This is a genomic window from Lutibacter citreus, from assembly GCF_003260195.1.
Lineage (GTDB): Bacteria > Bacteroidota > Bacteroidia > Flavobacteriales > Flavobacteriaceae > Lutibacter > Lutibacter citreus.
Genome location: NZ_QEIH01000003.1, coordinates 249,186 through 270,881 on the forward strand (window position 1 = coordinate 249,186; position 21,696 = coordinate 270,881).

General features: G+C 26.7%; 18 protein-coding genes. 13 read left to right on the top strand and 5 right to left on the bottom strand.

From position 1 onward, the window contains the following. The first annotated feature begins 137 nt into the window (after positions 1-137). Positions 138-536, top strand: a complete 399-nt coding sequence (locus tag DAD81_RS07170; RefSeq protein WP_111707573.1) for an acyl-CoA thioesterase — start codon at positions 138-140, stop codon at positions 534-536. On the opposite strand, the gene DAD81_RS07175 is transcribed toward DAD81_RS07170, so the two are convergent. Further along, positions 533-1,759, bottom strand: coding sequence for a glycosyltransferase (locus DAD81_RS07175; protein ID WP_111707574.1), 1,227 nt, complete (start codon positions 1,757-1,759; stop codon positions 533-535). The two genes, DAD81_RS07170 and DAD81_RS07175, sit on opposite strands and share 4 nt — an antisense overlap. A 143-nt stretch (positions 1,760-1,902) precedes the next feature. Beyond that, positions 1,903-2,034 (bottom strand): hypothetical protein, encoded by a 132-nt coding sequence (locus DAD81_RS21130; protein ID WP_262511271.1) that lies wholly within the window; start codon positions 2,032-2,034, stop codon positions 1,903-1,905. A gap of 110 nt (positions 2,035-2,144) precedes the next feature. On the opposite strand from DAD81_RS21130, the gene DAD81_RS07180 reads away from it, so the two are divergent. From DAD81_RS07180 to DAD81_RS07235, 12 genes are all read left to right on the top strand, one after another. Continuing rightward, complete coding sequence (locus DAD81_RS07180) at positions 2,145-4,130, top strand: tetratricopeptide repeat protein (protein ID WP_111707575.1); 1,986 nt, start codon at positions 2,145-2,147, stop codon at positions 4,128-4,130. A 30-nt stretch (positions 4,131-4,160) separates the two neighbouring features. Next, complete coding sequence (locus DAD81_RS07185) at positions 4,161-4,721, top strand: hypothetical protein (RefSeq protein ID WP_111707576.1); 561 nt, start codon at positions 4,161-4,163, stop codon at positions 4,719-4,721. A gap of 5 nt (positions 4,722-4,726) precedes the next feature. Beyond that, on the top strand, positions 4,727-6,967 hold the full coding sequence (locus DAD81_RS07190) for a caspase family protein (RefSeq protein WP_111707577.1): 2,241 nt from the start codon (positions 4,727-4,729) through the stop codon (positions 6,965-6,967). Between the two features lie 17 nt (positions 6,968-6,984). After that, positions 6,985-7,209 (top strand): hypothetical protein, encoded by a 225-nt coding sequence (locus DAD81_RS07195; protein ID WP_111707578.1) that lies wholly within the window; start codon positions 6,985-6,987, stop codon positions 7,207-7,209. 50 nt (positions 7,210-7,259) lie between these two features. After that, positions 7,260-8,636, top strand: coding sequence for a toll/interleukin-1 receptor domain-containing protein (locus DAD81_RS07200; protein WP_111707579.1), 1,377 nt, complete (start codon positions 7,260-7,262; stop codon positions 8,634-8,636). A 235-nt stretch (positions 8,637-8,871) separates the two neighbouring features. Next, positions 8,872-9,312, top strand: a complete 441-nt coding sequence (locus DAD81_RS07205; protein WP_111707580.1) for a cold-shock protein — start codon at positions 8,872-8,874, stop codon at positions 9,310-9,312. A 268-nt stretch (positions 9,313-9,580) separates the two neighbouring features. After that, a complete protein-coding gene (locus tag DAD81_RS07210) occupies positions 9,581-10,057 on the top strand; it encodes a hypothetical protein (RefSeq protein WP_111707581.1) in 477 nt (158 codons plus the stop codon). 76 nt (positions 10,058-10,133) lie between these two features. Next, positions 10,134-11,687 carry a DEAD/DEAH box helicase gene (locus DAD81_RS07215; RefSeq protein ID WP_111707582.1) on the top strand — a complete coding sequence of 518 codons (1,554 nt, stop codon included), beginning with the start codon at positions 10,134-10,136 and terminating at the stop codon, positions 11,685-11,687. A 58-nt stretch (positions 11,688-11,745) separates the two neighbouring features. After that, positions 11,746-12,660, top strand: coding sequence for an EamA family transporter (locus DAD81_RS07220; protein ID WP_111707583.1), 915 nt, complete (start codon positions 11,746-11,748; stop codon positions 12,658-12,660). 4 nt (positions 12,661-12,664) lie between these two features. After that, positions 12,665-13,972, top strand: a complete 1,308-nt coding sequence (locus DAD81_RS07225; RefSeq protein WP_111707584.1) for an MFS transporter — start codon at positions 12,665-12,667, stop codon at positions 13,970-13,972. A 410-nt stretch (positions 13,973-14,382) separates the two neighbouring features. Continuing rightward, positions 14,383-14,910, top strand: coding sequence for an EF-hand domain-containing protein (locus tag DAD81_RS07230; protein ID WP_111707585.1), 528 nt, complete (start codon positions 14,383-14,385; stop codon positions 14,908-14,910). Positions 14,911-15,004: 94 nt separating this feature from the next. After that, a complete protein-coding gene (locus DAD81_RS07235) occupies positions 15,005-15,598 on the top strand; it encodes an EF-hand domain-containing protein (RefSeq protein ID WP_111707586.1) in 594 nt (197 codons plus the stop codon). A gap of 186 nt (positions 15,599-15,784) precedes the next feature. Here DAD81_RS07235 and DAD81_RS07240 read toward each other — a convergent pair whose 3' ends face one another. The 3 genes from DAD81_RS07240 to DAD81_RS07250 all read right to left on the bottom strand — a co-directional run bounded on the left by DAD81_RS07240 (position 15,785) and on the right by DAD81_RS07250 (position 21,240). Then, the gene (locus DAD81_RS07240; RefSeq protein WP_111707587.1) at positions 15,785-16,399 is read right to left on the bottom strand and encodes an acetate uptake transporter; all 615 of its coding nucleotides are present in this window, start codon (positions 16,397-16,399) and stop codon (positions 15,785-15,787) included. A 172-nt stretch (positions 16,400-16,571) separates the two neighbouring features. After that, positions 16,572-18,755, bottom strand: coding sequence for an amino acid permease (locus DAD81_RS07245; RefSeq protein WP_111707588.1), 2,184 nt, complete (start codon positions 18,753-18,755; stop codon positions 16,572-16,574). Positions 18,756-18,861: 106 nt separating this feature from the next. Further along, positions 18,862-21,240 carry an outer membrane beta-barrel family protein gene (locus DAD81_RS07250; RefSeq protein WP_111707589.1) on the bottom strand — a complete coding sequence of 793 codons (2,379 nt, stop codon included), beginning with the start codon at positions 21,238-21,240 and terminating at the stop codon, positions 18,862-18,864. Between the last annotated feature and the right edge of the window lie 456 nt (positions 21,241-21,696).

Consider the following 21,696-nt stretch of genomic DNA (forward strand, 5'->3'; position numbering starts at 1 on the left):
TGTTTAGAAATTTTATTATCTATGAACTAATAGGTAACGTAAATTTAAAATTAATCATTAATAAATCGAATATATTTTTAATATTATTTTAATATTTTATATTGTTGTGAATATTGTTAATTTTATTATTTAAAATAATGCCCAAAACATTCTCTTTAAAACTAGTAGTTAGTGAAAAATCAATTGATTTTTTAAACCATGTAAATAATGTAACATATTTAGAATGGGCGCAAAATATTGCAGAGAAACACTGGGGTGAAATTAGTTCAAAAGACTTTAATGATAAATATGTTTGGGTTGTATTAAGACATGAGATTGATTATAAATCTTCAGCAATTTTGGGAGATGAATTAGAATTGAAAACTTGGATAGGTAAGTCACATGGTTTAAAGTCAATAAGATATGTTTATATTTATAGACAAAATAAATTAATCTGTTCAGTAAAAACTAGTTGGTGTCTTTTGAATAAAAATATGAAACCTATTAGAATTCCAGATGAAATATTATCAATTTTAAATTTGCATCAACAAGTTTAGTTTTTATTTTTTTCTTCAATCCATTTAGACATATATTTTGTACTTTTTAAAGTGTGGTGTAAAAGCATTGAGCCAATGAAATTTTGATCTCGATGCAATTTCAACGATTTTTCAATTAAAATAATTCTATTTATTAATTTTTTTTCAAATTTAATTTTGGAAAAACGTTTATTAATAATGTTTATTCCATTTTGTTGAAATTGTTCAAAATAGTTTTCATTTGTATATAACGATACTGCTTTTTGAGCAAAGTCTTCATTATTATTGCTAATAAAACCGTTCCAAGGTAACTTTCCTTTCATTCCTTCAACTCCAGAATTAGTAGTTACATTTGGTGTTCCATATTCCATTGAATTAATAAGTTTTCCTTTTAATCCGGCTCCAAAACGAATAGGAGCTAGGCAAACTCTAGCATTTATAAAAGTTTCTTTAAGGTTTTCAGCTCTTCCTTTAATTATAAAACCTTCAGACTCTTTATGTAATTGTAGTACTTTTTCAGTGCAATAGGCTCCATAAATATGAAGTTGAGCCTTTGGTAATTGTTCTCTAATTAGTGGCCAAATATTATTCTTTAAATGTAAAACGGCGTTCCAATTTGGTTCATGTTTAAAATTACCAATTGATATAAAGTGTTTCCTTTCTTTAAATGAAGGATAAGTTTTATTTTTTTCAGGATTAATTGTATTTAATAAAAAAGGTAAGTATATGAGTATTGACTTTTTTATGCTAAACGCTTTAGTTAAAATTTTCATTTCATATTTTGAAATGATTAGAGTTAAATCACATCTATAAATACTGGCAATTTCTCTTTTTGTGACTTCATTAAATAAATTATTAGTAGAATTATTATTTTTTAAACTTAATTCTCTTGATTTACGCAAAAAATGTAAGTCTTCAGTATCTAATATTTTAATAGTATTTGGGCACTCTTCAGAAACTCGCCATCCAAATTGTTCTTCAGTTAAATAACGATCAAAGATTACAATGTTAGGTTTTAAACTTTTAATAAATTCATTAAAAGAAGAATTGTTAAGTTCTATATCTTTACTTGAAACCCCTATATTCTCTAACTTAAAAGAGTTTTTTGTTTTGGCTGCAGCGCAAGCAAAAGTTATATTAAAATTATTTTTTTTAAATAATTCTATCAGTTGCAACATTCTTGTTCCTGCCGCAGTTGAATCTGGTTCTGGCCAAACAAAACCAATTATTAAAAGTTCCTTCATTTAATTTCAAAATTAAAAAGATAAACCTTAAAACAATACTAAAAAGCATAAAAAAATCTGAATTTTTGTTCAGGTTAGATGTGAATTCTTAAAAGATAAATGATTTTTTTAGTTGAAATTATGTGTTTAAGAAGAATGAAATTTTATTTAGGTTTAATAACAACCCCTGGTTTTGGTTTTATAATAACTCCTGGTTTTGGTTTAATTATTACCCCTGGTTTAGATTTAATTTTTTTTAATTTGTCAGGTTCGTTGCTCTGTTTTTGATTACTCATAGGTTAGTTTTTTTAATTAATATTTTTACTATATTAGTAAAAAATAACTACTAATCCAAAATTAGCACTAACCAATACTGCTTAATTTCAGTAGGTTAATAGTATCTAATATGAAATTAAATCAATTTTTAAAAGAATGTAACAATAAAGAAGTCTTTAAAAAACTTTCAATTTATATTGTTTCAAGCTGGGTTTTAATCCAAGTAATGGCAGTTACATGGGAACCTTTAGGTGTTCCAAAAAAATCGGTAACAGTTCTTCTAATTATACTTTTAATTGGATTTCCAGTGAATGTTTATTTGGTATGGAAATATCACTTAGCACCTCTAGAGGTTAAAAAAATTAAACTAGATGAAAATGGAAATTTAATTGAAACTAAAAAAAATAAATCATCATTTAAAAAGATGTATTTTTCTGTTTTAACAATTATCAGTTTCATTTCAATTTTTGTTTCAACTTTAATAATAAATAACAATTTTAAATCTCATATTAAAATAAATACTGTTAATGTAAGTGATAAAATAGCAGTTTTAAAATTTGGGAATAATACTGGTGATAAAAAGTATGATATTGTTAGTAAAATGGCTGCTGATTGGATTATTCATGGAATATCAGAAAATAAACTTGGGCAGGTAGTTTCACCAAAAATTATTGAAAACTATGCTAAGCTGATTACAACAGCGGTAGGGAATTCATCTGAAGTTGATGAGAAATTAATTAAAGATTATTTTAACCCAGCAAAAGTAATTAGTGGTAACTTTTACCTTAAAGATGACTCTTTGCTTTTTCAGGGGAGTATAAAGGATGGGCAGTTAAATAATACTTTAATTTCCTTTAAATTAGTTGATTGTAAATCAAATGAACCAATTGATTGTATGGAGAAATTGAAACAGTTGATTTTAGGATATCTAATTACCGAAGATAATAAACAATTAAATTTACAAGAAGTTCCTCCGCAGTTTGAAGCATATCAATTAGTGTTAGATGCTAAAGCTAATTTTTCAAATGATGATCGTTATTTAAATTATTTAAATAAAGCAATTGAAATAGATAGTAATTATTTTGAACCGAAGCTTTTAAAGATTGGACATTTTTACAATCTAGGTCAGTTTAAAAAAGCAGATTCTCTTAGAAAGGAAATTCCTATATCTTCAAATAGAAATGAGAGACAAAAAAATTTAATGAATCTTTATGAATCCATGTTGCAGGGAAACAATAAAAAAACATATAATTTCATTACTAAAGAGTACAATATTGCACCTTTTGATTTGGAGTCAAATTCAAGCACAATGACAATAGCTTTACAATATGTGAACAAACCAGAAGATATTAATAAGATTTATAATGAAATTTCAATGGAAGATTTGGATATTGAAAATTCTAAAGTTTGTTTATATAGAATTTATATAAAATCCCTTGCAGATATTGAATTACAGAAGTTAAAAGAAGTTATAAAATATTTAGAGATTTATACTAGAGATTTTGACGATTTTAACCTAAAAAGAACGTTGGCAACAGCATATGTAAGAGATGGTGAAGATATGAAATTACAAAATTTCATTTCAAAAATAAAATTAACTTCAAGTATAAATGAATATGAAGCCATTTGCTTATTTGTAGGGAAAGAATATTTGCTATTAGACAATAAAAAAATGGCTAATAATTATTTAAATACCATAATAAAAATACATAACGGTAAAGAAAATAGCAAAAATTTGGCTGCTGCATATTATTACTTAAACGACTATAAAAATGCAGAAAAAGTTATAGAAAATCTTTTAAATAAAGGTGAGGTAGAAAATGAATTTCAAATAAAATTAGCTGTTTCATATTTTTATAATGGGAAAAAAGAAGCTTCAAAAAAAATATTAGATAAGTTAATACAACTTGAAAGGAACTATAATTTAGGTGAACTAGATTATCATTTAGCTCAATATTATTCAGCTATTGGAAACGGAAAAACATCTTTAGAATATCTATTAAAATCTGTAGCTAAAGGGTATTCATATACTCCTGACACTTATCAAAATGATGTACATTTTTTAAAATATAAAAACTCCATTGAAATAAGTAAAATAATGAAATTCTGGCATTGATTAATACTACTAACTAAAACTTACCATATTATGATTTTTCAAGAAATAGTTTCAAATAAAACTGAGGAACTAAGGTTTTCTTTTGAAAATTTAAATCAGTTTATTGGGCACATTATTTGGCCAATAACTGTTTTAATTATCCTTTGGATGTATAGGAAGCATATATCTGGAGTTATAAACAGATTAGGGTCTTTTGAAGCCGGAGCAACCGGTATATCTATGACATTTGATAGTAAATTAGAAGAAACAATTAATGATTTTTTACCTTCGGAATCAAAAGTTATAAAATCAAAATCAGCTTTTCAAATTAGATCTGGTGAAGTAAAATTAAATTCTCCATATCATCAATTATTAAATATTAGAGAAAATTTATATAATTTAATAATTACAAAATCTCAGGAGTTTAATATAGTAACAGCAGGCAAATCAAGTGTTCAGCTTTGTGAAATTTTAAAAGAAAAAGAGAAAATTTCAAAAAAAAACGCAGATTATTTTTTATCATTAATTGAATTAACAAACTCAGGAAATACAACTATTACTCAGCCCCAAGTAAATAAGGTAAAAGAATTATATAATAATCTTAAATTTTAAATATAATGAATCAATTAAAAAATGCATTTGCATTAATTATTGGGGTAGGAGATGAAGAATTAGATACAGTAAGTGATGCTTTAGATATTAATGATATTCTTATAGATGAACAGTTTGCAGGATATTATAAAGAAAATGTAATTTTAGTAACAGGAGAAAATGCCACTAGAAAAGGTATTTTAGAAGGGTTTAAATTACTTCAAGAAAAAACCACAGAAAACTCATCTATATTTTTATATTATTCGGGCCATGGAGGTTTTCAAGCGGGAGAGTATTTTATACAACCTTATGGTATGACGAATGAGATGAATGAAGAAGAATTTAAAAATGCTTGGGTAAGCGCTAAAGAACTTAAAGAAAATATTAATCAGTTGAATTCTAAACGGTTAATATTTTTCTTGGACTGTTGTCAAGCTGAAGGAATGACTAAAGGGGGTTTGTTTTTTAATAAAAAAGAAAAGAAGAAAGACTTAGGTAATCATATTATAGCAAAATCTGCAAATAAGTTTAATAAAGCAGAAGGTTTAGCTCAAAAAATTGACAATGAAAGGGGAATGTCCATTATTTCTTCGTGCAGAGAAGAACAGCAATCATTTCAAATTGATGAAAGAAATAGTTTGTTTACAAAATGTTTGTTAGAAGTTTTAAAAGGAAAACATAGAAAAAGTTTTGAGCATCCATACATAACTATATATGAAGTTACGGGTTATCTTCAAAGAGAAGTTCCTAAGCGAGCAAAAGTGCACGATTTAGAACAAAATCCTTATGCCAATTTACAAATGTATGATGATTTTACAATATGTTATGTGCCTCAAAAAATAAGAAGTCAACTTGTTTTGAATGAACCAACTGAAGATACGGTTGTTATAGAAAAAGGGCAAAAGGAAGTTGTAACAGTTTTTAGAGAAACTGAAAATGCAACAAATTTAGTGCTATTTATACATGGTTTTTCAGGTGAATCTACAGATACCTTTGGTATAATTCCAGAGTTACTGGCAAGTGAATCTAAAATGGATGGCTGGGATTTAAAACCTTTAGGTTATACTCAACATGTAACACCTGAATTAGGGAAAAATATAATGGCTGGAATTAATGATATTAATAAAATTTCAGATTATTTAACAACATCCCTAAAGTATAAATTTGATAAATATGATCGTATAGCAATTGTTGCGCATAGTTTAGGTGGATTAATTGCTCAGAAAAGTATTTTAGACTTAAAAGAAGAATACCGAAACAAAATTTCACATTTAATTCTTTTAGGAACGCCAAACAATGGGTTTAGTAATTCAGTATTGAATGAAATTAGTAATGAACAATTAAGTGATTTAAGTAGTGAAAGTGAATTTATTATAAATTTAAGACAAAATTGGAAAAATGAATTTAATGATAAGTTACCTTTCAAAATAAAAATTGCTGCAGCTACTAGTGACGAAATAGTGAGTCATTCTTCTTGTTTTGATAGTTTTAATGAAGAATTTTGTGAAACAATTCAAGGCACTCATTTAACTATGGTAAAGCCAATAGATAAGAATAATGATTGTTACCACCTTATTTTAAATACATTAACAGATACTGAGTTTTATAACCAGTTTACCAACAAAGAAGAAATAAATTTAACTCTTGGAAAGTACGATGTTATTGTGAAAAAATTATTACCAAATTTAAATTCAATAGATACTAATGGGTTAAAGCAGTTAATTTTTAGTTTAGAAGGATTAGATAGAAAAGAGGAAGCCATAGAAATATTAAACGAGCACCCTTTAGCTGAAAATAATACAGAATTAATGGGTTTACTTGCAGGAAGGTATAAACGCACTTATTTAAAAACGTTTGAGAAAAAATACGGTGAATCTTCTATGGAATATTATAGAAAATCATTAGATATAGCAATAAAAGAAGAAAATCAAAATCAAATATATTATCACGCAATTAATTTAGCTTTTTTAAGTATTGTTTTAAAGGGGAATGAAACAAGCATGTTAAAATATGCAAATTTAGCCCTAGACACAGCTGAAATATGCCGAGATAATATTTGGAAATTTGCAACAGTGGGAGAGGCATATATGTATATAGGAGATATGGAAAAAGCAAAAGATAATTATAAAAAAGCAGCAGATTTAGCAGGAATAAGAGAGAAAATTTCTATTCATACAAACGCTTATACAGGTTATAAACATTTAATGCAAAATAATAATATTGAAGATCAATTTGTAGAATTTCTAAAAGTAAATTTTTTAACCTAATTCTAAATAATTAAAAGATGCTAATTTTTAAACAAAATGAATTTCCAAAACTGAATTATAAAAAAGCAGTTAAAAAACCTATTGCAATAAAATGTAGCCAAATAGATATGCCTTTTGAAGTTGAAACTATGGAAGGAGTAATGAAAGGAAAAAAAGGAGATTGGCTTATGATTGGGATTAATAATGAAATGTATCCTTGTGATAATAGTATCTTCAAAAAAACATATAATTTGATTAAATAATTTTTAGTATATTGTATATTAGTAAATTACACTAACTAAAAAAATTAAATATGTCTTCAGATTCAATTTTCATAAGCTATTCCAGAAAGGATGCGGAATATATGGCAAAGTTTTCAAACAGTTTAAGAGATGCGGGAGCAAAACTATGGTCCGACAAGCAAATTTTACCTGGTGGTCATTGGGATAGTTCAATTGAAACTGCTCTAGAATCTTGTAGTACTTTTGTTGTTTTAATTTCAAAAGCTTCAATAAATTCTAATAATGTTATGGATGAAGTTTCATATGCTTTAGAGGAAAATAAAAAGGTGATTCCTATTTTATTAGAGCAATGTGATTTACCTTTTAGATTAAGAAGAATTCAATTTATTGATTTAACTCAAAACCCTGAAAAGGGGATGAGTTTATTAAAATCAACTTTAAATTTAACTTCAACACCATCTTCAAGTTTAACTTATAAAGGTGCTGATATTAAATCAAAAACGGCTTCTGAGATTAAAAAAACAGAAGAAAATTTAGAGAGTATTTCTAAAAAAAGTGAATTAAAAAAAGATGCTGTAACACTTAATAAGATTGATGAAAGCACTAAAAAAGATAAAGAAACTGAAAATACAGTTAATCTAGAAAAGGAAGTAATTAAAGAAAAAATAGTAAAGGATATTCCTAAAATAGAAAAACCAGTTTTAGAATCTAAAAATGAAAAATCAAAGAATAATATTGTAAAAATTGCGATTCCAATAGTACTTATATTTTGTGCTTATTTTGTTTATTCTTCAATAAATTCTAGCGAAAAAACAGAAAACACAATAAATGAGGAAGTAATAAATGAGGAGGTTCTAAAAGATGAAGTTGTAAAAGAGGAAAAGGTCACTATTCCTAAAATTGATGAAACAAGTTTGGTTTCAGAAATTGAACCTATTAAAACAGATTCTTCAGAATGGAATCTTGTAAAAAACAGCAAAGATATTATTGAATATAAAGTTCATATGAGATCTTTTTCAGAATGTATACATACTAAAGAAGCAAATGAAATAATTAAAGAGTTAGTTCTGAAAAATGAAGAGAATGAGATGTTTACCAAATCTAATTCAAGTAAAAAACTATTAAAATATATTAATAAATATGGAAAAGAAGGTGAATATTTTGAGAATGCAATAGATTCATTAGATGTTTATTATAAATCTAGCGGATTTGTACAGTTTTCTTCGTCAATCGGAAAATTATACTTTGAAAATATGATTGATGTTGATAACAAAATACCTTCAAAAGGAGATTTGATAATTGCAAATTCGAGAAGGAACCTTCATCTAAGCGCATGGGGTACACCAAATTACCACAAGGTTACGTACACTACTAGCGTTAATGAAGTTTTTAAGGTAAAAAATGTACAGAAAACAGGGTCAGCCTATTGGGTTGAAGTCTCTTATTAGATATATTTTTTTAATTATATGATCCTACATTACAATAAATTGATTAGGAAATATTATCTTTGCATAAGTTATAAGCACTTAATTTATCATATTTATGATAATTATTTTAAAAGGACTTCAATTATTGTTATTAAATTTCAATCTTGATTTTAAATTTAATAAATTATCTAATTTTGAAAAATACGCTTTAACTGATTAATATTTAACAATTTAAAAAAACTTAATAAAATTTTTAATGGCAGGATCACAAGAAACATTTGGTAAAAAAGAAAGAGAAAAGAAAAGATTAAAGAAAAAGAAGGATAAACTTCTTAAAAAAGAACAGCGTAGAGCAAGCGGTCAGGATAGTATGTTTGTCTATGTAGATGAGTACGGACAATTAACGAGTACTCCACCAGATCCAGCCAAAAAAATTAAAGTAGATGCAGAAAGCATCGAAATAGGAATTCCTAAAAAAGAAGATAGAGAAGAAGTAGCTCCGGTTGATAGACAAGGAAAAGTTTCCTTCTTTGATAGTTCTAAAGGTTTTGGTTTTATTATTGATTTAAACTCTCAAGAAAAGTTTTTTGTTCACGTAAGTGGGTTATTAGAAGAAATTAAAGAAAATGATAAAGTTACTTTTGAACTTGAAAAAGGATTAAAAGGAATGAACGCTGTAAGGGTTAAAAAGATTTAATTTTTACATTATATTTTATAAAAAAAGCTACTAATTTTAGTAGCTTTTTTTGTTTAATAAAACTACATTAATTCCTTTTTTTTTAAGTGGATTAGCTTTGTAAATTATAATTGTATTTTTAATCTGTTGATTTAAATGTTGTCTAAATTCTTAAATTTGTTCTGTTTAATAGAATTAAAATAATACTGTTATTTATTGCTTAATACATATTAAAAACAAAAAGTAATGGAAATAGAGTTTAATTAAAACAATTTAAAAATGTAAAATAATGAAAGCAGCTACGGTTAAAGAAATAAAAACTGAATTAAATTATTTGTCGCAAGATGAATTGATTGAATTGGTATTGAGACTTTCAAAATTTAAAAAAGAAAATAAAGAACTTTTAACCTATCGTTTATTTGAGGAATCAGATGAAGAAGCTTATATAAATGCTATAAAAAAAGAAGTAAGTGAACTTTTTACCACCATTAATACAACAAAATTTTTTTATATAAAAAAGAGTGTTCGAAAAATACTTAGAATTGTAAAAACCTATATTAGATATTCAAAAAAGAAAGAAACAGAAGTTGAATTATTGCTGTTTTTTTGTAGTGAATTATTAAATATGAGGCCATCAATAAAAAGAAATTCTACACTTCAAAACCTATATAATCGTCAAATTGTATCAATTGAGAAAATATTATTGACTTTACATGAGGATTTACAATATGATTATAGTGTTGAAATTCAGCGTTTAAAGAATTAATTTCAAAAAAAAATTACAAATAGTTTTATAATACTTCATAAACACCGTATTTTTGTATGTTTCATAAAATCTCGCCGTGACGTTATCTACAATAGAATTAGAAGAAAAAAATACTGGTAAACAATTATATAGTTACCAAAAAGAAGCTATTAGTAAAATCTTTAAAAGGTTTGAAGAAGCACCAAATGATTATCATTTGCTGTTCCAATTACCTACAGGAGGTGGTAAAACAGTAATCTTTTCTGAATTAGTACGCCAATACATAAAACATCATAAAAGTAAAGTGTTAATACTTACTCATAGAATTGAATTATGTAAGCAGACATGTACTATGTTGTCTGATTTTGGGGTAGTAAACAAAGTTATTGATAGTAAAGCCAATTTAGATGATCACAGAGATTATTCTTGTTATGTGGCAATGGTTGAAACATTAAATAATAGGTTAAATGATAATAAGCTAGATATTTCAGATATTGGTCTTGTTATTATTGATGAGGCACATTATAATTCATTTACAAAATTATTTAAATTTTTCCACAAGTCATTTATTTTAGGTGTAACAGCAACTCCGTTAAGTTCAAATATTCAGTTACCAATGACTGATAATTATGAAGAATTAATTATTGGAGAATCTATTGAAACTTTAATTAAAAGTAATTTCTTAGCGCGTGCTAAAACATATTCATACAATGTAGGTTTAACTTCTTTAGTTGTTGGAGCTAATGGAGATTATACCGTAAAATCATCTGATGATTTATATTCTAATTCGGATATGTTAAATAAGCTTGTACAAGCTTATGAAGAACGTTCTAAAGGTAAAAAAACATTAATATTTAATAATGGAATTAATACTTCTATAAATGTTTTTGAAGCTTTTAAAATGGCTGGTTATCCAGTAATGCACCTAGATAATACTGCAAATAAAAGAGAAAGAGAATTTATTTTACGTTGGTTTAAAATGACGCCAAATGCAATATTAACGTCTGTAAGTATTTTAACAACAGGTTTTGATGAACCAACTGTTGATACCATAATTTTAAATAGAGCTACAAGATCTTTAACTCTGTATTACCAAATGATTGGTAGAGGGTCTCGTATTTTAAAAGATAAAACCACCTTTAATGTAATTGATTTAGGGAATAACTTTCATCGATTTGGAATGTGGGGGGCTAATTTAAATTGGAATAAAATATTTAAATCACCAAATTATTACTTAGATAATCTTCTCAATGATGAAGATTTGGAAAGTAATTTTAGATATGAAATGCCAAAAGAGTTAAGAGATAAATTTTCAAAAACTGAAGATGTATTTTTTAATATAAAAGAAGCTTATATAGATGCCATAAAAATTGGAGAATCATCTAAAGTAGTTCTTTCTCGTTCTATTGATCAACATGCTAGAATTTGTACTGAAAATAGTGAAGACGTCTATGATGCTTTAATATTGGCTCAGGAAATAGGAGATGATATTGATCATAGAATCCAACAATACCTTAAATGTATCTGTAAAAGTACAAATAGCTTTACAGATTGGTTAAAAGAAGACTACAGAAAGAAATTAAGAGCTCATTTATTAGCTAATTTTGATACCATATTTGAAGAAATTAACGGATATCCTCCAGAAGAATAATAAGTATTTTTTATAGTGTCTTTAAAATTAAGATTCATTAAAATTAATGCTTATATGAATGAAATCAGATAGTAAATTACTTATAATTCTTGCTTTTTTTTCAATTTATGTTATTTGGGGATCTACTTATTTACTTAATAAAATAGCGGTAAATGAGTTAGAACCATTTTTAATTGCGTCTGTTCGTTTTTTATCAGCCTCATTATTAATTTTCTTAATTGCAAAACTAATAGGATTAAAATTATCCATAACAAAAAAGCAATTTATTAATTGTACCATTGCTGGTTTTCTTTTTTTAACCTATGGAAATGGGGTAGTTGTTTGGGCTTTAAAATATGTTGATAGTGGGTTTACCGCTCTAGTTATTTCTGCAGAACCACTTATTGTATTGCTCTTAATGTTAATTTTTGAAGGTAAAAGGATTCAACCAATGTCAATAATTGGAGTAATTTTAGGAATTATTGGGATTTTTTTATTGGTAAGTCAAAAGCAGTTAATAAATGAAGAAGGCACAATAACTGGAGTATTAATGATTTTTTCCTGTATGTTAAGTTGGGGTTACGGCAGTATTTTTGTTGCAAAAGCCGATTTACCAAGAAATTTCTTTGTAAATACTGGATATCAGATGTTTATGGGAGGTATTATGCTTTTAATAACAAGTTATTTATTTGGTGAAGAATGGGTTTCTGTTTTTAAATGGAGTGAGCCGGTTGTTTATTCAATGTTTGGATTAATTGTTTTTGGGGGGATTGTAGCATTTACATCTTTCAATTATTTATTAAAAATGGTTTCTCCTGAAAAAGTTGCAACTTCTACATATATAAACCCAATAATTGCGCTTGTTTTAGGTTGGTGGTTTCTTAATGAACAAATATCAACCCAATCTATAATTGCGGCAATAATTATGTTAATGGGGGTGTTTTTTATTAATACTAAGAAAAAAATAACCCTCTATTCAAGATTCAAAAAGTAAGATAATGCACAATTCAAATAAATTTTCATTTATTAATCCTTCAAAATTTCCCTTTTATTACGGTTATGTTTTGATGATTGTGGGAACTATTGGTATTTGGGCAAGTATTCCTGGTCAAACTGTAGGTGTATCTGTTTTTACTGACCCTGTTAAGGATGCTCTTGGATTAACAAGAAATCAGTTTAGTAATGCCTATATGATAGGTACTTTTCTAAGTTCTTTTTTGGTTGTTAGGGCAGGAGTTTGGTTTGATAGGTTTGGTGCAAGATACGTAGCTTTTGTTTCAACCCTATTTTTAGCTTTTTCCGTTTTATTATGCTCTGTTTCAGTTGAGATTAGTGATTTTTTTAAAAATATATTAAATATTAATTCTTGGATTATTCCTTTTATCGTTATTTCAATTTTTTTCTTTTTCATTCGATTAAGCGGGCAGGGAGTATTAACCATGGCATCAAGAAATATGATTATGATGTGGTTTAACAAGAACAGAGGGAAAATAAATTCGGTAAGTAGTATTGCAATTTCCTTGGGGTTTTCTATTTCACCAATAATTATAAGTAAATTAATTGATAATAATGGTTGGCAGCTAAGTTGGCAAATAATGGCTTTAAGTCTTTTTATTTTTAGTTTTGTTGTTTTACAATTTTATAGGAATAAGCCTGAAGAATTTAATTTGCAAGTTGATGGTGTTAAGGAAGTTAATTTTAAAAAGACTATTGAAACTGAAAATAATTACACTCTTAATGAAGCTAAAAAAACAAGAATATTTTGGATGTTTGGTTTAATTCTAGCATTTAATAGTTTTTTTATTACAGGATTTACGTTTCATGTAATTTCAATTTTTTCAAGTCAGGATTATACAAAAGATCAAGCTATTTCTATATTCCTACCTATCTCAGTTATTGCAGTATCAGTTTCAACTCTCTGTAATATTTTAAGCGATTATATTGAACATAAAATCTATTTGTATATTATGTTAGTTAGTGCTATTATGGCATCTGTGGGGTTGGTTTTTCTAGATAAATTATTAGGTGTATATATGATTATTGGAGGTTTAGGTATTTTAGGAGGCCTTTTTTCAGTAATAAATGCAGTTACTTGGCCAAAGTATTTTGGAAGAAAATATTTAGGATCTATAACAGGAAAAGTAATGAGCTTTTTAGTAATTGCAAGTGCTATTGCTCCAAGCTTATTCAGTGCTAGTTATACTTACCTAGGGTCGTATAGTTTTATAGGATATATTTGCCTTGGGTTTTTACTTTTTTTGTTAATTGGTTCTTTAAAATTAAAAAGTCCTAAAAAATTAAATTAGGTTACATTTTTTAACTTAAAAAGTTAATTGTGTTATAATAATTTACCTTAGAATATTTATAATTTTAAAGTAAATATTATCATTATACGCTTGTATCATAAAAAATCATTATCTTCAATAAAGTCTTAAATTGTGCTAAACCTTTAAGAAATAGATGCTTTTAGAAAAGCATTTTAAGAAAGAGAAAAATATTAACTGTTATATATAAAATAGCAAACCTTAAAATTAATTTAGGGTATATTTCAAAATAAGTAAAGATTTTGTTGTCCCGTAAAAGTTGCGTTTTTTGTAAACAAAAAATGCAACTTTTTTTATAATTATAAACTTCAAAAGTCTTTACTAATGTGATTAAACCAAATATTTAATATTTAGTCTAAGTAATATAATTACTTAATTTAAAGAATAAAGAAATGAAAATTAAACTTATAATTTTATGCGCTGGTTTATTCGTATTTGCAAACGTGAATGCACAAAGTAAACAAAATTTTATTAGCCTAAGTTTTAATGAGGTTGATAGAAATGGAGATTCACTTATAGAACTAAATGAAATGAATAGAGCTTATTTAGGAAAAGTAACAAGGACTGGAACACCTGTAAATACAGAAAACTTATTCAAATCTAAAGATTTAAATGAGGACGGTGTATTGGATGAAACTGAATTTTCTCATCAAGGTATAAAACCTATAATAAATTCAAATAAGAAGGGGCAAAAAGAACTGAGTTTAACTTCTAAAAATAAAGAGAAATCTTTTGAAAGAATGGATGTTAATCAAGACGGAGTAGTGGTTATTGATGAAATGGTTAAATTCTTTAAAAACAAAAAGAATAAAAACGGAAAAGAAATAAAAGCTAAAAAACTATTTAAATTTAGAGATAAGAATAAAGATGGTAAAATTACAATAGAAGAATTTTTGAATTCTATTGATAATAAAAAATAGAATTATTTATAAAGACATTTATTTTATTTATACGGACAATTTATAGATACTACTAAATTAGATTTATGGTATTAATTAAATATAACAAATACGTATGAAAATTTTAAAAGGAACAATTGTTTTTTTAGGTTTATTAGCCTTTACTAGTGTTAACGCTCAGGATACAAAGGAAAAAGCAGAAAAAAAACTTGGTTGGATGGATAAGGATAAAGACAATTCTATCAGCAAAGAAGAAATGATAGCTTTTTATGATGGTAAAAAGAATAAAAAAGGGGAACCTGTAAACGGAGAAGAAATGTTTATCGGTTCTGATCAAAATAATGATGGAAAAGTAACGGTTGATGAGTTGCAGAAAAAAGTTAACTGGAAAAAAGTTAATAGTAAAAAAGCAGCTGCTAAGAAAATAGGTAAAGCAAAATCTTCAGCTAAGAAAGCTGTAAAAAAATCAAAACTTCCTGATGGTAAAGCAGAAAAAAAACTTTATTGGATGGATAAAGATAAAAATGGTTCGGTTTCTTTAGATGAAATGAAATCCTTTTTCAAAGGGAAAAAAGATAAAAAGGGTGAAGCAATGAATGCCGAGAATATTTTTTATGGTACTGATGCAAATGACGATGGTACTGTTAATTTAGAAGAATTAAAAAAAGGAATAAACTGGAAAAAAGTAAACGCTAAAAATAAAATATAAACATATATAACTTAGTTCTAAGTTAAATATGTATTAGATTATATAAGGTTGTCTAAAAAGTAATAAAACGCGTCATACTTAATTTATTTATAATCTCATAATGCTGATAATATGTCATTATGATAACTTAAATAAAGTTCAGGTTGACGAAGAGTTTACTTATTAGACAGCCTTGTTTTTTAGTTTTTAATGCTGGTGACTAAGTTTTGCTTTATTAACTTCTGTATTGTCACTTTTTAAATTTACCCAAGGTTTTCCTACATTTAATAAAGTTTTACCAGCTACATCATTAATAATAGTTGCAGCCATCATATACCACGCTCCTAAAGCACAGGCTATTAAAACATATGCAGCTAATGTTGTTAATTGTGGAAATCCAAAATGAGCTAAATCAAGCAAAATAAAACCAATAGTTAAGGTAGTAAATGTAAAAGCCATTGCTGTATGAATAAATAAGGAACCTATCCAAAAAATTACAGTTAGAAGCGTCCAAGCAATTAGATAAAAACCAACATCAGTATGTGATGATTCATAAATGCCTGAGCTGTTAAGCATCCAAATAACTCCTAAACCAATCCAAAAAGATCCATAACTTGTAAATGCAGCAAACCCAAAATTATTACCCATTTTTTGTTCTAAAAAACCAGCAATCATTTGTGCTAAACCACCAAATACAAACCCCATTGCAACAACAGGTCCTAGTCCTATTAATCCCAAATTATGAAATTGTAATAATAGTGTTGTTAATCCGAATCCTGCTAATCCTACAACTGCTGGATTTCCTAATTTTGTAGTACTCATATTTATAAATAATTAATTTTAAACAAGATGTAAAAATACCTATTTAAATAGTTATGAATTAATGATTTATATCAGTAAAAAGTTTTAATTACTAATACGATTTCGTACAATTAGAATGATAAGTATTTTTATTAATTTAGAGTTATTGAAAGAGAAGTTTAATTTAAAAATATTATTCTTTATTAATAAAATTTAAATCTAAGACATTAAAATTATTGGCAGCTTTCACTAATAGAGTGGACCCAATTTTTTCGAATAAATGGTTTGTTTTTAATACAAATTTAGCTTGTTTTTCAGCTCCAAAATTAGGTATTCCAACAATTGTTAAATCTGTTTTACCGGAAAAATCTTCAATTATATTGTAAAATGGTTTTTGCTCAACGGCATTATTAATAATTACAATTTCTACCACAACCCTTAAATTTTTAACTAATTTGTCAATTTTTGAATGAATTAATTCATTATCAACGTTGTTATTATTTACAAATAACACCCGTATACTTGTAGCGTTCCATTTTGGAGCAGCAATGATAAAACGAGCAATATTAAGCATCATTTCTGCATTTTTACTATCAGTTTCTCTCCACCAAAAATCAACTGTTTTATAGTTTCCAAATTTTTGTTTTTTATCAAAATCTAAATATAATAAGTTGTAATCTAGATGAATAAGAGTTTTAGTCATTTTAGAATATTCTGTTGAATGTTCTAAGCCTTTTGGCCATCCCATCATTATAGTATTAGGTTCAACACCCGAAAAGCCGTAAGTCATGGCAATGTTTGTAATACCATCATAAATATTACTAACTTTAATTTGTCTGGCAAAAATACCTAATTCAACAAAGGTTTCGTCTCGTACAACTTGATCAACTTTCTTTAACGGTTTATTATTTTCTTTGTCTAAAATTAGTTTAAAATTTGTGACAATACCAGTTCTACCAGAAACTGTTTTTCCTAATTGTAATAAGTATGATTGATGTTCGCTTTCTCCACTAAATAAAATAATATTTGGATTCCAATTAGATTTTTCATGGTCTTCAGCGTCAATTTTTTTCAATCCTTTATTAACAACATTTTCCCAAACACTTCGCCAAACATCATTAGATTGTAGTTTAACTTCTTTACGCTGCAGCCAAAAATACAATGCTGCAATTACAGCAAATGCGCCAAGCATTGCAAGCATATCCAATTTAAACATTACTGCAAAACAAGCTAAAAAACCAACCAATCCGATCCAGCTTTTTATTTTAAAAGAAGGTTGAAAATCTGGGTTCGCCCAACTTTCTAGGAAATAAGAGATGTTAATAAAGCCATAAGCCGTTAAATAGAACATTGATACAATGCGGGCAATAACATCTAATTCTCCAATTAAAATTCCTGCTTCAGCAATTAAAAAAACTAAAAACAATGCATTAACAGGTTCATTATTAACTCCTCTTCCTTTTCTAAAAATTAATGGAGTAACCTTATCAACAGACATTGCTTGTAAAATTCTAGGACCACCTAAAATACCTCCTAAAGCAGAAGATAAAGTAGCTCCCCAAACACCGGCAACTACTGCTGGGGCAAACATTGCAATTTTCATTAAAATATTATTGTCTGTTTTTAAAACTTTGGAATCTACTGTATAGGCAAGAAAAATAGTTAAAGCAATATAAATTATTAAACCAACACCAATAGCATATAAAGTACCCTTTGGAATAGAATTTTTAGGATCTTTTAAATCTCCACTCATAGCAATTCCAGCTGTAAAACCTGTAACTGCAGGGAAAAATACGGCAAAAACAACTTCTAAGGGAACGGCTCCTTCAGAGGAAAACATTTTAACTGTTTCAGGTTGAAATGTTGAGTTTCCAATAAATATAGATATTAAAGAAATTACTATAGCAGCCAAAATAAAAAATTGGGCTTTAATAGCAACAGAAGTACTTATTAATGCTAAAATAGTTATAGATATTAACGCTATAGAACCTGTAAACCTTATATCATTTATGGTTGCTCCAAAACCAAAATAACCATTGAAACTTTCAGCAAAACCAATTAAATATAAAGCTATAGAAAAAGCAGTACCAATATAAAGTGCAATACCAATTGAGCCTCCAATTGGTATACCCATACTTCTTGAAAGAACATAATATACACCGCCAGCACCAATTTTTTTATCAGTTGCAACTGAAGACACACTTAAACCGGTTGAAACAGCTATTACGTGCGCCAAAATAATTATCATTATAGCTCCTATAAGACCTGCATTACCAACTACCCAGCCTAAACGCAGATACATAATAACTCCTAAAATTGTTAAAATTGAGGGGGTGAAAACACCTGCGAATGTTCCAAATTTTTTACCGATTGCCATATAAAACTCCTTAGAATATAAAATTTATATTTCTTAAATAAATATACCTATTACTTATTAAAAATGTAGTTAAAAAATAATTGTTTTTTAATAAAATTGAAATTTTTTAACGTCTCCTTTGACCGGAAAACTGCATAGCTTCCCCTTTGCCAAATCCATAACTAATTCCAAAGGTTATAAAGCGACCTCTTTTTCTGCTATCATATAAATAAAAACTTGGTTGAATGGTTTTAGTTTTATAAACTCTAGATGCAAAAACATCTCTAATGCTAAGGTTAAGTATTGTTTTACCTTTTAATATTTTTTTACGGACACCAAAATCAGCAAAAAGATTACTTGAAACTTCTTGTTGCAATGTTTTGTATTTTGATCTGAAATCTCCCGAAATTTCTATGTCAAATTCTGCTGGAAGTTTAATTTTGGAAGTTATTCTTGTTGACCATTTATTTCCTTTAAAATCAAAAGATGTGTTATTATAAAAACCGTTTCTATTAAAATAATTAATATTAAAATCACCATTTATAGATAACCAATCTAAAGGCGATAATTTTCCATTACACTCAAAACCAGTAGTGTTATTAGTTCCAATATTTTCAGGTCTTGAGATACTTACATTGTTTTCAAATACAGAAACTCTTTCCATAACATCTGTTGTGTACCTGTTATACAGACTAAAATTTAATGATGTTTTTCCAATCTTATGGATACTTGTAACTTCATAAGAATCTGTATATTCTGGCTGTAAATCTGGGTTACCTGTAGAAATGCTAAAATTATTTCGAATACTTGAAAATGGATTTAAAGACCTTAATCGTGGTCTATTTATCCTTTTTGAATATCCAAGTTGCATTGAAAAGTTATTATTTATTTTATAAGACGTGTGTGCGCTTGGAAATAAATTAGTGTAATCATCATTATTTTCAATATTTGTTGTTTTTAATTCAGTAGATAAAATTGTATTTTCTAATCTAAGACCTACTTTTAGACCCCATTTATCATCTTCAAAAGCAGCAGTAGTATATACTCCTAATACATTTTGTTCGTAATTAAATATGTTAGATAAATCTGGATTATTTATCCAATCACCATCTGTTAAATTATCAACAGCAAAATCATTTGTAACATTATTAATTACATATTGAGACCCAGTTTCAATAGTATATTTCTTTAAAAAGGGATGTGTATAATCTAATTTAAAGGTGTAGTCTTCTAATTTATAATCTGTTCTTGTTTTTTGTTCAAAATTCTCAACTTCACCAATAATAGGGTTGTTTTCAAAATTTGAAAATTGATCTTTTTTAAATGAACTTCCTAAGGCACTGAACAATAAACTTTGATCTTTGTGTCTTTTAAAGTTCTTTTTGTATTGTAATTCATAGCGAAGTTTTGGATTTGTTGCTTCTGTTTTTTCATTTCTAATCCAATTATCTGTAATGTTGTTTGAAGCATCATATTTTTTAAAATTCGAAGTTGAAAACTGATCTTCTACTTCGTAAGCGTAAGAACCAGATAGTGTTATTATATTTAAATCGTTTAAATGATAATCTGTTCCAATTAATATATTGCTGAATTTCTCATTAAAATCGCCATCACCAAAACTATTAATACTAATATTATTTATTAAATCGTTATTTATTGATTCACTTTCACTAGGGTAGGTTCGTTTCCCAATACCTATTTGGCTAAATAAATTAAATTTTTCTGTTCGTTTATTTAAACTTAAGCCAAAACTATTACTATCGGGAACACCAACATTTAATGATATAGATCCGTTTAAACCTTTCTTTTCAGATTTTTTAATAACAATATTAATAATTCCTGCTGTTCCTTCAGCGTCATATTTAGCTGATGGGTTTGTAATTACTTCTATTTTTTCAATCATATCAGCAGTAATTGTCCCTAAAGCATTACTATCTCCACTAGCTAAAACTGAAGGCTTTCCGTTAATTAATATTTGAACTCCTTCATTTCCTCTTAAACTAACTTCGCCTTCAATATTTACATTAACAGATGGCACATTATTTAAAACTTCTAAAGCACCTGCGCCAGTAGCACTTAAATCTTTACCAACATTAAATACACGTTTATCTAATTTAAATTCAGTTTGAGATTTTTCTGAACGTATAAAAATTTCATCCAAACTTTCTGAATTTTCTTCCAAAACAATTGTTTTTAAATCAATTTCTTTATTTTCAATAGTATAAGAAGTGATTTTTTTAGTTTTAAAACCAATAAAACTAACTTCAATATAAATAGTTGGTTCTTTTACTTTTATAGAAAATATTCCATTGGCATCAGTTACTGATCCTGCAATTGCTTTTTTCGAATTTTTATCGAAAATAGACACTGTAGCAAATTCAATAGGCAGATTACTAGAACTTTCAATAATCTTTCCACTAATAGTAATTGAAGATTTTTGAGCTGATATATTCATGATATTTGAACCTATCACAAACAAAAAACATAATATATGGGGTGCTTTCATAAGTTTTGTATTTAATTATAAAAGATAAATATAATTAAATTCATTTTTTAATAAGTTATAAGCTTTCTTTAGAATATAAATTATTTAGGTTTAAAGACTAAAAGTGTCATATATAACACACCATTAATAATACGTTGTCATTTGAACATTTAGCCAGTTATTATCCGAAAAGTAATTTAATTAGATTTAATAAAGATAATGTAAGCCCACGTTATAAAATACCAGAAAAAATATCTTAATTAAGGATGATATATCAGAATTTATTAAAGGTTTAGAACATTAAAATTACTTAAGTTTAAGTAGCTTTAAATCTAAAAAGGTTATATTAAAAAAGTCTTTAGAATTTACCTAAAGACTTTTTCAGTTGTTTAATATTTAAATTTTTGATAATTAACATTATCAATTTGTCACTCTTAATGACTTATTAATCAACACTTAAATTTACAAAATAAATTA

What these genes read in the sequence shown, in the direction of transcription:
- DAD81_RS07220 (WP_111707583.1), top strand. Translation starts at nt 11,746, where the DNA reads ATGAAATCAGATAGTAAATTACTTATAATTCTTGCTTTTTTTTCAATT.
- DAD81_RS07225 (WP_111707584.1), top strand. Translation starts at nt 12,665, where the DNA reads ATGCACAATTCAAATAAATTTTCATTTATTAATCCTTCAAAATTTCCC.
- DAD81_RS07195 (WP_111707578.1), top strand. Translation starts at nt 6,985, where the DNA reads ATGCTAATTTTTAAACAAAATGAATTTCCAAAACTGAATTATAAAAAA.
- DAD81_RS07180 (WP_111707575.1), top strand. Translation starts at nt 2,145, where the DNA reads ATGAAATTAAATCAATTTTTAAAAGAATGTAACAATAAAGAAGTCTTT.
- DAD81_RS07205 (WP_111707580.1), top strand. Translation starts at nt 8,872, where the DNA reads ATGGCAGGATCACAAGAAACATTTGGTAAAAAAGAAAGAGAAAAGAAA.
- DAD81_RS07170 (WP_111707573.1), top strand. Translation starts at nt 138, where the DNA reads ATGCCCAAAACATTCTCTTTAAAACTAGTAGTTAGTGAAAAATCAATT.
- DAD81_RS07175 (WP_111707574.1), bottom strand. Translation starts at nt 1,759, where the DNA reads ATGAAGGAACTTTTAATAATTGGTTTTGTTTGGCCAGAACCAGATTCA.
- DAD81_RS21130 (WP_262511271.1), bottom strand. Translation starts at nt 2,034, where the DNA reads ATGAGTAATCAAAAACAGAGCAACGAACCTGACAAATTAAAAAAAATT.
- DAD81_RS07250 (WP_111707589.1), bottom strand. Translation starts at nt 21,240, where the DNA reads ATGAAAGCACCCCATATATTATGTTTTTTGTTTGTGATAGGTTCAAAT.
- DAD81_RS07230 (WP_111707585.1), top strand. Translation starts at nt 14,383, where the DNA reads ATGAAAATTAAACTTATAATTTTATGCGCTGGTTTATTCGTATTTGCA.
- DAD81_RS07200 (WP_111707579.1), top strand. Translation starts at nt 7,260, where the DNA reads ATGTCTTCAGATTCAATTTTCATAAGCTATTCCAGAAAGGATGCGGAA.
- DAD81_RS07240 (WP_111707587.1), bottom strand. Translation starts at nt 16,399, where the DNA reads ATGAGTACTACAAAATTAGGAAATCCAGCAGTTGTAGGATTAGCAGGA.
- DAD81_RS07190 (WP_111707577.1), top strand. Translation starts at nt 4,727, where the DNA reads ATGAATCAATTAAAAAATGCATTTGCATTAATTATTGGGGTAGGAGAT.
- DAD81_RS07210 (WP_111707581.1), top strand. Translation starts at nt 9,581, where the DNA reads ATGAAAGCAGCTACGGTTAAAGAAATAAAAACTGAATTAAATTATTTG.
- DAD81_RS07245 (WP_111707588.1), bottom strand. Translation starts at nt 18,755, where the DNA reads ATGGCAATCGGTAAAAAATTTGGAACATTCGCAGGTGTTTTCACCCCC.
- DAD81_RS07185 (WP_111707576.1), top strand. Translation starts at nt 4,161, where the DNA reads ATGATTTTTCAAGAAATAGTTTCAAATAAAACTGAGGAACTAAGGTTT.
- DAD81_RS07235 (WP_111707586.1), top strand. Translation starts at nt 15,005, where the DNA reads ATGAAAATTTTAAAAGGAACAATTGTTTTTTTAGGTTTATTAGCCTTT.